This is a genomic window from Streptomyces sp. NPDC001351 (assembly GCF_042896045.1).
Classification (GTDB): Bacteria; Actinomycetota; Actinomycetes; order Streptomycetales; family Streptomycetaceae; genus Streptomyces.
In genome coordinates this window covers 1-13,404 of record NZ_JBIAWS010000028.1, presented here as the reverse complement: position 1 = coordinate 13,404, position 13,404 = coordinate 1, and the positions used below count along the sequence as shown (strand labels likewise).

10 protein-coding genes and 1 pseudogene are annotated in these 13,404 nt (G+C 67.0%); 9 read left to right on the top strand and 2 right to left on the bottom strand.

Annotation, left to right across the window (positions count from 1 at the left end; genetic code table 11):
• The first annotated feature begins 5 nt into the window (after positions 1-5).
• Positions 6-1,049, top strand: a complete 1,044-nt coding sequence (locus ACFY1U_RS49760) for a substrate-binding domain-containing protein (protein WP_390700733.1) — start codon at positions 6-8, stop codon at positions 1,047-1,049.
• A gap of 43 nt (positions 1,050-1,092) precedes the next feature.
• Positions 1,093-1,881, top strand: a complete 789-nt coding sequence (locus ACFY1U_RS49755) for a cyclase family protein (protein WP_390700732.1) — start codon at positions 1,093-1,095, stop codon at positions 1,879-1,881.
• Between the two features lie 350 nt (positions 1,882-2,231).
• On the opposite strand, the gene ACFY1U_RS49750 is transcribed toward ACFY1U_RS49755, so the two are convergent.
• Positions 2,232-2,921, bottom strand: a complete 690-nt coding sequence (locus ACFY1U_RS49750) for a GntR family transcriptional regulator (protein ID WP_390700731.1) — start codon at positions 2,919-2,921, stop codon at positions 2,232-2,234.
• A gap of 192 nt (positions 2,922-3,113) precedes the next feature.
• Between ACFY1U_RS49750 and ACFY1U_RS49745 the strand changes: the two genes are divergently transcribed.
• The 6 genes and pseudogenes from ACFY1U_RS49745 (at position 3,114) to ACFY1U_RS49720 (ending at position 10,249) form a co-directional block, all read left to right on the top strand.
• Positions 3,114-4,466 carry an MFS transporter gene (locus ACFY1U_RS49745; protein WP_390700730.1) on the top strand — a complete coding sequence of 451 codons (1,353 nt, stop codon included), beginning with the start codon at positions 3,114-3,116 and terminating at the stop codon, positions 4,464-4,466.
• 20 nt (positions 4,467-4,486) lie between these two features.
• Positions 4,487-5,377 carry a transketolase gene (locus ACFY1U_RS49740; protein WP_390700729.1) on the top strand — a complete coding sequence of 297 codons (891 nt, stop codon included), beginning with the start codon at positions 4,487-4,489 and terminating at the stop codon, positions 5,375-5,377.
• Positions 5,374-6,378 carry a transketolase family protein gene (locus ACFY1U_RS49735; protein WP_390700728.1) on the top strand — a complete coding sequence of 335 codons (1,005 nt, stop codon included), beginning with the start codon at positions 5,374-5,376 and terminating at the stop codon, positions 6,376-6,378. The genes ACFY1U_RS49740 and ACFY1U_RS49735 overlap by 4 nt, the downstream gene beginning before the upstream one ends.
• Positions 6,379-6,418: 40 nt before the next feature.
• Positions 6,419-7,186 carry an SDR family NAD(P)-dependent oxidoreductase gene (locus tag ACFY1U_RS49730; RefSeq protein ID WP_390700727.1) on the top strand — a complete coding sequence of 256 codons (768 nt, stop codon included), beginning with the start codon at positions 6,419-6,421 and terminating at the stop codon, positions 7,184-7,186.
• 375 nt (positions 7,187-7,561) lie between these two features.
• A pseudogene (locus ACFY1U_RS49725) lies at positions 7,562-8,527 on the top strand (IS110 family transposase); the annotation flags it as partial.
• Between the two features lie 450 nt (positions 8,528-8,977).
• A complete protein-coding gene (locus ACFY1U_RS49720) occupies positions 8,978-10,249 on the top strand; it encodes an IS256 family transposase (RefSeq protein WP_390700777.1) in 1,272 nt (423 codons plus the stop codon).
• 150 nt (positions 10,250-10,399) lie between these two features.
• Here ACFY1U_RS49720 and ACFY1U_RS49715 read toward each other — a convergent pair whose 3' ends face one another.
• Positions 10,400-12,763, bottom strand: a complete 2,364-nt coding sequence (locus ACFY1U_RS49715; RefSeq protein WP_390700726.1) for an AAA family ATPase — start codon at positions 12,761-12,763, stop codon at positions 10,400-10,402.
• Between the two features lie 259 nt (positions 12,764-13,022).
• On the opposite strand from ACFY1U_RS49715, the gene ACFY1U_RS49710 reads away from it, so the two are divergent.
• A complete protein-coding gene (locus ACFY1U_RS49710) occupies positions 13,023-13,214 on the top strand; it encodes a hypothetical protein (protein WP_390700725.1) in 192 nt (63 codons plus the stop codon).
• Positions 13,215-13,404: the final 190 nt, after the last annotated feature.

Sequence of the window (13,404 nt, the reverse complement as noted above, 5' to 3'; positions counted from 1 at the left end):
AACCCATGCGCTCAGCCCGTTCCCGCAGAGACCGCAGGGCCCGCCGACCGCTCGCCCTGTCCGCAACCGTCCTGGCCACGGCCCTGGCCGCGGTCGGCTGTCAGGCCAACAGCTCGGCCACCCCCGGCCAGGCCAAGACCGTCAAGGGCATGAAGGTCGCCTACCTCGCTCCCTCGCTCGACATCTCCTACTGGCAATGGGTCTACTCCGGCGTCCAGCAGGAGGCCCGCAAGCACGGCCTCAAGGTCACCCGGTACAACGCCAACAACTCGCCCAGCGCGCAACTGGCCAACGTCAAGACCGCGATCGCCGCCGGAGCCGACATGATCGTCATCGGTCCGGTCAGCTCCACCAGCACCCCACCGGTCCTCGCGGCGGCCAAAGCCGCCAAGGTGCCCATCTCCTTCGCCGGCATAGGCCCCCAGCCCGGCGCCACCGACTACACGTCCGCGATCACCGCGAACAACTACCGCACGGGCGTCGACGAGGGAAGCTTCGTCTGCCGGCAGGCCAAGAAGCGCGGCGGCAACAAGATCGGCATGCTGTCGCTCCCACAGGACAGGGAGAACGCTCAGAAGTACCTGCGGGGAGCGCGGGAAAGTTTCAAGCGCGACGGCTGCAAGCTGGTGCAGATCCTGCAGAGCCACAGCCTGACCGTCAGCGAGGCGGTCTCCCAGACCAACGACCTGCTCACCGCCCACCCCGACATCACCGGCATCTACGGCATGTACGACGCGGCCGGCACGGGCGCGGCCAAGGTGCTGAAGACCCGCGGATCGGTCGGCAAGATCGCCCTCGCGACCGCCGACGGCAGCCCCACCACCGTCGCGCTGCTCAAAGAAGGCGCCATCCAGGGACTGTTCCTGCAGGAGGCCGTCGGACAAGGGATCGAGGGCGTGATCCAGGACGTCAACGCCATGCTCGGCAAGCCGGTGAAGAAGAGCATCCCGCTCAACGAGCCCCTGGTCACCACCGGGACGCTGACCTCGCCCGAGGCCCAGAAGGTGCTGCAGCGGACCTACCCGCCGTCGGCCGGCCCCTACAACTGACCAACCGCATACGGAGACCGCCCAACTGCATACGGAGACCGACATGTTCACCGATCACGATCTCGTCGACCTCACCCTCACCCTCGACGAACGACTGCCCACCACCTGGCCGCCCCACGTTCCCTTTCTCCGGCACATCTGGAACTGGTTCGAGGACGTGGACGAGGGTCACCACGTGCTGCGCAGCCACTGCGGCTCGTACTTCACCGAGGCTCTGCTGCTGGACGAGCACATCGGAACCCACTTCGACGCCCCCTCCCACTTCCTCCCGGAGCACGCCCACACGGGAGCGGACCCCATCACCGGTGACATGGTCGACGTGAGGGTCTTCTCCGGCGCCGCCGCGGTCATCGACGTCACGGCCGTGGAAGCCCGCGGCGCCGCACCCGGCACCAGCCCCTTCATCACCAAGGACGACGTGGAGAGCTGGGAGAAGCAGCACCGGACGCTGCAAGCCGGAGACATCGCCCTGTTCCGCACGGGCTGGGACCGCTACTTCACCAGCCGCAACGGCGGGCGCGGATACGCCTACGACGTCGCCGTACTGAAACAAGCCCCCGGGTGGCCGGCCCCGGACGTCGACTGCATGCGCCACCTGCTCGACCGCGAGGTGCGCTGCATCGGTACGGACGCCCCCAGCATGGGAGCCGCGCAGGACGGGGGCCCGGTCCATGTCGAGGGCCTCGGCGGTGGCGCCGTGTTCATCGAAGGACTCGCCAACCTCGGCCAACTCCCCGACACCGGCGCCTACTTCCAGTTCCTCCCCTTGAAGATCTCCAGGTCGTCCGGCGGCCCGGGCAGGGCGATCGGCTGGCTGCCCGCAGCCCGGTAGTGGGCCGTGTGCACCCGGCCGGGGAGGGCGAGGGAAGAGTGCGCCGAGGACGCCTCGGTCACGAACGGGACGTCGACGACGTCGCAGCGCCCGGCCACCGGTAAGGCCACACGCCGGAGCCCGTCCCGGCGCGTGGGCTCCGGCCTCGTCACTCGCAGCTCGCCATCCCGTGGCGGAAGGCCGTTTCGGCGCACGGACCGTCCGTCGTACGCGGACGCTGGGCCCTGCGTCTCGATCACCGTCGGCCGACGGGCAGATCGTGGCGAGCCGACGGCTCCGGACGCACCGCCACACTGCAACGTCCTGTCACCTCGTCCAGAGTCAGTCCGGCAGCAGACGTCGGTCCAGGGTCAGGCGGTCTCACGGGTGCCGTCGTGTTCGATGCCCAGCTGCTCGATCGCCGAGGTCATGTGCGCGTGCAGGATCGCCTGGGCAGCCGCCGCATCTCCGCGTGCGATCGCGTCGGCGATGGGCGCGTGGGAGGTCGCGGACATGGCTACATCACGGCGTTCGCCGGCTGCGCTCATGATGACCACGCGCATGGGTCCCTCGAGCTGCCGCCAGGTCCTGAGGAGTATCGAGTTGCCGGAGAGCTCGCACAGCAGCAGATGGAAGCCGAGATCGGCCTCGACCTTCGCGGCAAGATCCGCTCCTGACTTGAAGGCGTCGTGGAGCTTTTCCAGTGCCTTGCGCAGTGCTTCGGCCGCGTCCTGTCTGCGTGGTGACGCGATGATCTGCGCAACCGCGAGTCCTTCGAGGGCTTCCCTTACCTGGAAGAGTTCCCGCACCTCGGTCGGGGTCAGCTGGGACACGCGCAGCATGCCGCGGGCTCCCGCGGTGACGAGCCCCTCCTGCTGGAGGTGGCGTAGAGCTTCGCGTACCGTGCCGCGGCTCACCGACAGGTGCTCGGCGATCTCCACTTCTCCGAGGTGGTCGCCGGGGCGGTACTGACCGGTGGTGATGGCCGTCCGCAGGGCCACGAGCGCTTGCTCCCGGAGGGTCGTCGAGCGGGTGAGACTGGACAGCGCCTGACCGGACACGGTCGAAACCCCTTTCAACGCCGCGAGCGATCATAGTAGCCCAGCTGTCGTCTGCTGACAGTCGGCAGTTTGCCCGCCGGGAGGGTTGACACGTCTCTTCATCGGGCCCAGCATCATTTCTCGACTGTTAACAGTCGACAGCCAACAGCGAGCCCGGGACGGCTCGCTCGCCTACGATCAAGGAGGATCGGCATGGCTGAGTTCTCGGCGCCGCAGCAGGCGGCGCACGGGTCGCCTGAGCGTCTGAGGGTCGCCGTCGGGTGCGGGGTCGGCGCGACCATCGAGACATACGACTTCATCGGCTTCGGGACGGCCGCCGCTCTCTATTTCGGTGATGTGTTCTTCCCGGACTCCGATCCGCTCTCGGCCACCCTGCTGTCCTTCGCGACGCTCGGGATCGGCTTCGCCGCACGGCCGCTCGGCGGTGTGATCGCCGGACACCTCGGCGACCGGATCGGCCGCAAGCCCGTACTGGTCGGCTCCCTGCTGCTGATGGGCATCGCGACTGTACTGATCGGCTGCCTGCCCACGTACCAGATGGTCGGGATCTGGGCGCCGGTGCTGCTGGTGGTCGTCCGGGTGATCCAGGGGCTCGCCTTCGGCGCCGAGTGGGGCGGTGCCATCCTGATGACCTTCGAACACGCTCCGTGGCGGCGGCGTGGGCTGTACACGGGCATCACCCAGGCCGGCTTCCCGGTCGGGCTGCTGCTCGCCAACCTCGCCTTCCTGTTCAGCCGGCACACCCTGAACGACACCTGGGCCTGGCGCGTGCCGTTCCTGCTCAGCTCCGTCCTGATCGCGGTCGGCATCTTCATCCGGCTCAAGATCGACGAGTCGCCCCAGTTCGAGGCGCTCAAGGAGTCCGGCGAAGTCGTCAAGAACCCGTTGCTCGAGGTGATCCGGGAGGACTGGCGCAACGTCCTGCGGGCCTTCTGCCTGCGCATCACGGAGACCGCCGGGTACGCCGTCTCGGTCACCTTCGTGCTGTCCTACCTGGACGACGGCGACGCCCCCGACGTCTCGAGCACCACCACCCTCACCGCCCTGGTGACCGCCGCGGCCCTCGGTATCGCCGCCACCACGCTCTGGGGCCGCCTCTCGGACCGGATCGGCCGCCGCCCGGTCTATCTGCTGGGCTGCGCGGTGAGCGTCGCCTGGGGCTTCCCGCTCTTCCTGTCCGTCAACACCGAAGCCGCGGCACTCGTCCTGCTCGCCTTCCTGATCAGCTACGCCGTCTGCCAGAACTCTCTCGCGGGTGTCCAAGGGGCCTGGTTCTGCGAGCTGTTCGCGACCAGGACCCGTACCGCCGGAACCTCCCTGGCCTACCAACTGTCCGCTGTGGTCTCCGGGTTCACACCGATGATCGCCACGGCGCTCTACTCCGCCACCGGTTGGACCGGGCCCGCCATCCTCTTCAGCTGCTACGGGCTGCTGGGCCTCGTGGCGGCGCTGGTGACGCGCGAGACATGGGGCGTGGACGAACGCCGGGCAGCCGACCGGGCGGTGACCGCGTCCGCCCAAGCCCCTCTCCCTGCTACCCCCTGACAGAGACGAGGATCAACGTGATGTCCCCTCAGGCAGTCGGAACAGCGGTTCCGTCGACCCGGCGCGTCAGCGCCCTGAAGGACTCCGCCTACCGCATCCGTATGCACGCGCTGGACATGGGGGAGACCCAGGGCCAGGGCTACATCGGACAGGCGCTGGGCGTGGCCGACATCCTGGCCGTCGTCTACCAGGATGTCCTCAACCACCGTCCCGCCGAGCCGGACTGGCAGCAGCGCGACCGGTTCCTGCTCTCGATCGGCCACTACGCGATCGCGCTGTACGCGGCGCTCGCCGAGGCCGGCGTTCTGGACGTCGGCGAGCTCGCCACCTACGGCAGCGACGACTCGCGCCTGCCCATGTCGGGCATGGCCTCCTACACGCCCGGCATGGAGATCTCCGGCGGCTCCCTGGGCCATGGCCTCGGCGTGGCCACCGGCATGGCGCTCGGCCTGCGCCACCAGGGCAGCGACGCACGCGTCTACAACCTGCTCTCCGACGGCGAACTGGACGAGGGCTCCACCTGGGAGGCGGCACTTGCCTGCGCCCACCACGGCCTGGACAACGTCACCGCCATCGTCGACGTCAACGCCCTGCAGGCGGACGGCCCGACCAAGGGCGTGCTGCGCACCGAGCCGGTCACGGCCAAGTGGGAGGCCTTCGGCTGGCACGCCATCCGCGTGGACGGCAACGACATCGAGGCGCTCCTCGCGGCCTTCGACAGCCTGCGCGGGCACCGCGGCTCACCGGCCGTGGTCATCTGCGACACCCGGATCGGATGCGGCGTCCCGATGCTGGAGACGCGCGAGAAAGCCCACTTCATGCGGGTCGAGGAACACGAATGGCAGCTCGCCCGCGACCAGTTGACGGAGCGTCACCACACCGCCGCCCAGGAAGAGGGAACCGCCCGATGAGCACCTCCGTCCCGGCCCAGGCCCCGCAGCGCAAACTCACCACCTCCGCGATGATCGCCTCGATCGCCGAGGAGGGCCAGCGCACCACCAAGGCGCCCTTCGGACACGCGCTGGCCCGGCTCGCCGACGAACGACCCGACATCGTCGGACTCTCCGCGGACCTCGCCAAGTACACCGACATGCACGTCTTCCGGGACGCCCACCCCGACCGCTTCTTCCAGATGGGCATGGCAGAACAGGCGATGCTGGGCGCGGCCGCGGGTCTGGCCGAGGTGGGCCTGACCCCGTTCGCCTCCACCTACTCCGTCTTCGCCACCCGCCGCGCCTACGACTTCCTGTGCCTCGACATCGCCGAGCCGCAGCTGAACGTCAACGTCGTGGGCGCCCTGCCCGGCCTGACCACCGGCTACGGCCCCAGCCACCAGGCGACCGAGGACCTGGCCATCCTGCGGGGCATGCCCGGCCTGACGATCGTGGACCCCGCGGACTCGATCGACATCGAACAGGCTGTCCCGGCACTGGCCGCCCACCCCGGCCCCACTTACATGCGGCTGCTGCGCGGAGCCGTACCGACCGTCCTCGACGAGTACGACTACCGGTTCGAACTCGGCAAGGCGGCGCGGCTGCGCGGCGGACGCGACGTGTTGTTCATCTCCACCGGCCTCATGACGGTACGGGCCCTGACCGCGGCCGAGGAACTCGCGCACGACCAGGTGGACGTCGCCGTCCTCCACGTACCGACGATCAAACCGTTCGACCGCGAGACGGTCCTGCGGGAGACCGCCCAGGGACGCCTCGTGGTAACGCTAGAGAACCACAGCGTCGTCGGGGGCCTCGGCGAGTCCGTGGCGTCCTGTCTGGCCTTCGCTCAGCAGACGGCACGCATCGTCCCGATCGGGCTGCCGGACGAGTTCCTCGCCGCGGGCGCGCTGCCCACGCTCCACGACCGCTACGGCCTCTCCGTCGCGGCGATCAAGGAACGCGTCCGCCGCGAACTCTGAACCCGTCCACTCCTCTTCCCCCCCTTCTCAGGAGCACCGCATGGGCACCGACCCCACCCCTCGCACCGCCGTCATCACCGGCGCCGGCTCCCGGCGCGGCATCGGCCGCGCGACCGCGCACGCCCTGGCAGCTGCCGGCTACCACATCGCCGTCCTCGACCTGGACAAGGAGGCCGCCGAGGACACCGCCCGGGAAGTCGCTGACAGGCACGGGGTGCAAGCCCTCGGACTTGCCGCGGACGTCACCGATGCCGACGCGGTCGACGCCGCCGTCGGGGCGGTCGAAGCAGCGCTCCCGCCGGTCGGCGCCCTGGTCAACAACGCGGGGATCACGTCCCCGACCCGCTTCCTCGACGTCACGCCCGCCGAATGGGACCGGATCCTCGAGGTCAACGTCCGCGGGAGCTTCCTGGTGACCCACCGGGTGGCTGCCGGGATGGCCGAGCGCGGGTTCGGCCGCATCGTCTTCCTGTCGTCCGTCTCCGCCGAGCGCGGGGGTGGGGTGTTCGGCGGAGTAGCCTACTCGACGGCCAAGGCCGCCCTGTTGGGCTTCGCCAAGGCGCTCGCCCGCGAACTCGGCCCGTCCGGAGTCACCGTCAACTCCGTCGCCCCGGGCCTGATCGACACCGACATCACCCAAGGCAAGCTGGACGAGCAGCGCAAGGCGGCCATGATCGCGGACGTTCCCGTACGCCGCATCGGCGCGGTCGAGGACGTGGCCGCCGTCATCGCCTTCCTGGCCCGGCCCGAGTCCGGCTACCTCACCGGCGTGACGTACGACGTCAACGGCGGGTCCCACATCCATTGACCGGGCCCCGAGCGGAGGGGAAGGCCGACCGGCGGATCACGTGCGCACCTCCCGGTCGGCGGCCGCCACGGGGAAGACCCGTTCGGTCGGCTGCGAGACTGAGGTGCAGGACGCGTTTCCTGCAGACGGCGCTGGTCGCACACATCGGCGGGGACCGCGGCGCAGCCGCCATGCGGTGGGACATGAGGAAGGGGCACGGTACATGCGGCTCATCCCTGCCGGCGAGATCGCCTGATGACGGTCATCGCTCTTGAGGAGCACCACGGCACGCAGGCCTTTCGGTATGCGAATGCGGACCATCCCCTCCTGCGGACCCCGCAAGTGCGAGAACCCCATGACGGCCCCGCTGGAGCGGGGTTCTCGGGGGTCGGCGAGCAGATACTCGTCTATCTCACCGGCCTCGCCGTCTACCGGGCCTCGGCGACCTACCGCGGCGAGGGGAAGACGGACGCCAAGGACGCCTTCGTCATCGCCGACCAGGCCCGCGTCCACCGGGACCTCGGCCTGCTGCGGCCCGGTGACGAGATCGCTGTCGACCTGCGCACCCTGACCACCAGGCGCCTGGACGTGGTCTTCGACCGTACCCGGCAGATCAACCGGCTTCGTGCTCAACTGCTGGAGATCTTCCCGGCGTTGGAGCGGTCGCTCGACCTGACCCGCAAGGGGCATGTCCTGTTGCTGACCGCTCACCAGACTCCGGCCGCGATCCGCCGGGCGGGCACCAGACGGATCGAGACCTGGCTGAGGAACAGGGGTGTCAGAGGTGCCGCCTCGATCGCGAAGACGGCCGTGGAGGCGGCGCAGGCCCAGCACACCGCGCTGCCCGGTGAGAAGCTGGCCGCTGCCATGGTGGCCCGTCTCGCGAAGGGGGTGATGGCCCTCGATGAGGAGATCGCGGAACTCGATGCCCTGATCGAGGCCCGGTTTCGCGAGCATCCGCACGCCGAGGTGATCCTGAGCCTGCCCGGCATGGGCGCCAGACTCGGCGCCGAGTTCATCGCCGCGACCGGCGGAGACATGGACGCCTTCGGCAGCTCCGACCGCCTGGCCGGCTTCGCCGGCCTGGCCCCCAGACCTCGTGACTCTGGACGCGTCAGCGGCAACCTCCGCAGGCCCAGGCGCTACCATCGCGGTCTGCTCAGGACCATGTACCTGTCGGCCATGGTCAGCTTGCAATGCTGCCCGGCCTCGAAGGCGTACTACGACCGGAAGCGAAGCGAGGGCAAGGGACACAAGCAAGCCCTGCTGGCCCTCGCACGCCGACGCCTCAACGTTCTGTGGGCGATGATCCGTGACGGAGAGTGTTTCCATTCTTCACCTCCCGTCACACTCGCGGCTTGACATCACGATTGGGAAGTTCCTTAGGAATGTTGGGCGGTCCGGCAGGACCGGGTGTGGCCGATGGGGTGTATTCCGTCGGTGGTTTGTGGAGAATGGCCGCCCGGTACTCCGGGACGCTCCCACTCGCGCCAATGGCTTGCCGGCCCCACGAGGCCTGACGTCGGGGTGTCGTCCTCATCCTCGACGGCCTGCGCATCGAAGCCGTCCACCCGCTCCCCGCCGCCCCGGCAATCGCATGGCAATACGGGATGGCCGCTCGCGGTCACGACGACCGCCGCCGTACTCCTGAAACCGCCCCCAGCACCGACCAACACGCAACAGGACACATCGGAGCAACCGTGCTGACCGTCAACGCCTATGCCGCCGCCTCGCCCCTCGGGTCTGTACGCTCACCGGTGTAATTGATGATCATGGAAGAGACATCAAGTGACTGACACCGTGACCGAGTTCGTGGCCGCCGATGACCAGGCGGAACCGTCGCTGGAGACTGCGGCGGTCGAGCAGAAGCTGATCGACCAGCTCGTCGAGCAGGCCCGGAGCAAGGGCCTGCAGCTGACCGGCGAGGGCGGCCTGTTGCAGCAGCTGACCAAGACGGTTCTGGAGTCCGCCCTGGAGGGCGAGATCACCGACCATCTCGGCTATGACAAACACGATTCGGCGGGCAAGGACGGCGGGAACTCCCGTAACGGCACCCGGTCCAAGACGGTGCTGACGGACATCGGGCCGGTCGAGATCGACGTGCCCCGTGACCGGGAGGGCTCCTTCGAGCCGGCCATCGTCAAGAAGCGGCAGCGCCGGCTGACGGGTGTGGACGAGATGGTCCTCTCGCTCTCGGCGAAGGGCCTCACGCACGGGGAGATCTCCGCGCACCTGGCCGAGGTCTACGGCGCGAGCGTGTCCAAGACGACCATCAGCACCATCACCGACAAGGTGATGGACAGCATGGCCGAATGGCAGAACCGCCCGCTCGACCGCGTCTACCCGGTCGTCTTCATAGACGCCATCAACGTCAAGATTCGCGATGGCCAAGTAGCGAACAGGCCGATCTACGTGGCTCTGGCGGTGACCGCTGAGGGGCACCGAGACATTCTCGGACTGTGGGCCGGTGACGGTGGCGAGGGCGCGAAACACTGGCTGCGGGTGCTCTCCGAGCTGAAGAATAGAGGCGTCGAGGACGTCCTGATGCTGGTCTGCGACGGGCTGAAGGGGCTGCCCGACGCGGTCGGCGAGGTCTGGCCGCGAACTGTGGTGCAAACGTGTGTAGTTCACCTGCTGCGGGCGTCGTTCCGATACGCGGCCCGGCAGGACTGGGACAAGATCGCGAAGGCGCTGAAGCCCGTCTACACCGCGCCGAGTGAGGACGCGGCCACGACCAGGTTCCTGGAGTTCGCCGAGGTCTGGGGGAAGAAGTATCCGGCGATCGTCCGCCTCTGGGAGTCCAGTTGGGCCGAGTTCACGCCGTTCCTCCAGTTCGATGCGGAAATACGCCGCATTGTGTGCACGACGAACAGCATCGAGAGCGTCAACGCCCGCATCCGCAAGGCCGTCCGCTCCCGCGGGCACTTCCCGACGGAGCAGGCCGCGCTCAAGTGCGTCTACATGGCTGTCATGAGCCTCGACCCGACCGGCGCCGGCCGCAAACGCTGGACCATGCGCTGGAAGGGCGCGATGAACGCCTTCGACATGGCCTTCGACGGCCGCCTCACCGCAGGCCAACTCTAGCCACACCAACCCCAGTTACACCGCTAGCTTTACAGACCCGGTGGCGGTAACAGTTCCACGGTCGCTTGAGCTGAGGTGATCCCTGTCAGGGCGAGGCAACTGTGCCTCGCCCTGACAGCGAGCCGAATGGCCTGCTGGCTGCGGAGTGGTTCATTCTTGCTGGGCTTCGTTGACTTCCCGGTAGACGAGCGTCTCCAGTTCGTCGCGGAACGCGTCGAAGTCGTTGATCATCTCGTTGGGATCGTCGTCCAGTTCGAAGCGGCGCCGCACGCGGCGCATCTCGCTCCTGAGGTCCTCGGCATCCACCGAGTCGTCCAGGACTGCGTCGATGTCCTCAAGGAGTAGCGTTGCATCTGCCCGTGTCGCGCCTGCAGGGTGATCGAGAAGGAAAGAACGCTTCAGCCGCTTGATCTTGTCACGGGTCTTCTCGCTGGTGATCTCCCGTATGGCTTGTCGCTGCCTGCGGTTCAGCTCACGAAAGAGCGCACGGAAATTGGCATCCATGGCGTGCAACGCATCGTCGAGACCGGAGCCGTGCCGGATCGAGTCGGTGACGCTTCGGGCCAGTCCCACCTTGTCCAGATGTAGACCAGGCACCTTGGACTGGGCGGCCGCGGCGAGGGCTTCGTGCGTGCCGTCGCAGTCCGAGAAATCCACGTCACCGACGTCCAACGACTGAAGCTGCTGGGACTGTTCGGGTTCCAGGAAGTCATTCGCATAGCGCTTCACGGCGGAGACGCCGATCGCCAGGGGAATAAGGTCTTCGATGGTGCGTACACCGTCAGGTGCGGTGCTGGCGACTTTGTCTCCCGGAACGTCGCCCAGTTGCAGGATTAGATCTGGGTCGATCAGTCTCTTACCTTGAGGCCCGCGCTGCAGCCCCTTACGGGCCTTGTCGCCCGCCTCATCGCTGTCCAGCAGAACGATGACCGCCGGCCGGTCTGCATCGCGCCCCCGGGCGAGGTACACCATGTACGGGATGTGGGAGGCCGAACCCGCGGGAACCAGCGTCAGCGCGTTCAGATCAATGTTGTCGAGCGCCGGCGCCTTCTGCTGCCGCAGTCGCGCGGACATGCCGGCAAGCAGGATCTGGTCCGACATGCCTTCGAGCATCAGGTTGCAGTTGCTGATGAAGGTGGTCTCTCCGACAAAGCCGCCGAACGCCGAGCGCAGCGGCTCGTAGTGATTGCGGGACGCGTTCCGTACGACGCGTGTGCCCTCGTCTCCTTCGCCCTTCTCCAGCACCCGGATGCGTTCGCCGTGGTTCTTGTCGATCAGGAACGGTGAGTGCGTCACGTACACGACCTGGCAGGGTGCACGCTTCGGGTCCTGTGGATGGGCGAAGTCTTCGAAGATTCGCAGGAGATCCTGCTGGCCCGAACTGGACAAGTAGGCGTCCGGCTCATCCATCAGCAGGATCTCCGGGGCCCCGGATGCCGGTGGCTCGTGAGAGAGGTACTGCACGAAATAGCTGAGGAAGTACTTGAGGCCGCCGCTGCGCTCGTCGGCTGAGTACTCTGTTCCCGTTCGGTCTCTGATCGTGAAAACAAGGTCCTGATCCCGGAGGGTCAGCCGCAGCTCGAACTGGTGGTCCTGTGACCACCATCTGGGAAAGTTCAAGGAAGCCGCGAGCTCGCGATTCATCTGCTCGACGATGCCGTTGGCGAAGCCGTCCTTGCTGGCGTCCACGGCGTCGAGCAGTTCCAGAAATGCACTCCTGTCGATGCCTGCTACCTTCAGCAATAGGTCTTCAACAAGGAGAAGCTGATCCTCGCGGTTTCCGGCACCTGTATTGGCGGAGGTGAACGCGGATACGACGCTTGGTGCTGCCGCAGTGATCTGCTCGGCGGTGCTGAACCATGAGGAGGCGTTCTCCATCAGGGTGTTGATGAACACTTGGCGTTCTTTGCGGGGGCTGGTACGCAAAGAGGCGGCTCCACCGCCTGCGAGGTACTTCAAGGGGACGCTTTCCGGCAGTGCGACCGTAGCGTCGATCTCGAACCAGCTCGGCAGGAGGTCGGCGACAGAGTTGGCGTCCCTGAGGGTGTAGGTAGTCCACTCCTCACCCTGGCGCAGATAGATCACCGGGTCCTTGGCTCCGATACGAAACAGGAGAAAGCTGTCGAACCCGTCGTCGCTTACTCTTCCCTTGCACGCTTTGGTCAAGGCTTGCCGTTCACTGGCCGAAATATTCTTGAACTCAAGTCCGAAGTCTGGGTACGCCATTGACCTATTGACGGCAAAGAACTGTGAGTAGCGGCAGAAATCGCCACGCTCAATTCCCTCGCCGCTGAGGGCATGCTTGATCGCCGACAGCAACTGACTCTTGCCGGACTCGTTGGCGCCTACGATCGTGGTCACGCTGTCCTCCAGCGGAACCTTCACGAACGGGTACTGCAGGTCCCCGGACTCCAGTACGTCCCAAGGATCCGGGACGAAGGAATTATGTGCCTTGCGCAGGTAGTCGAAGTTGAACGAGCGAAAGAAGCGGAGGTACACGGCCGAAACGAACATCCATAGCCCCATTCCGGGCGGCAGTTGCTAACAGATAGCAATGCTACTCAAGAGACATGAGAGCGGACTGGCCTTCGGAAGCAGGAGCGAGATGGGATCTCGGCTGGTTCCCCCTGCGAAAGGCGGCTTCGTCGAGAGCCGGCCAGCGGGAGTTGATCGCGCGTCCCGGTCATGATGCTTGCACCTGGGGTGGTCTGAGGTCAGGCGGATAGCCCTTGGCTCGCAGCCAGGTGTCGAGGGCGAGGGCGACAACATCACCGTGCTGAAGGCCGTGATCAGCATGGTAGCGGCGGATCCGGCGCTGAAGTTGGAGAACTTCGGGGACGGCGTAGTTGAGTTGCCCCCGTTTGGTGTGCCGGTTGCTGACGATGCCCAGGGTGTCTGGGTGCGGCGCGAGGGCGTCTTCGATCGGCTGCATCATGGCGTCGAGCGCGTCAGCGATGTCACGTAGTTGGCGGGCGTGTTGGGAGTGATCAGGCACGAGAGCTGCTCCGGTCGGTCCTTCTAGGCGGATAGCTGTCCGCCTAGTGGGCTATTGGAATAGTCGGCAGGGGGGTGCTTCTATCTGTTCGGTCAAGGTCTGTGGGCTTGGTCAGGCTGTTTGTTCGTGCCCGGGTTGGTAGAGGGTGCGGTGCTTGAGC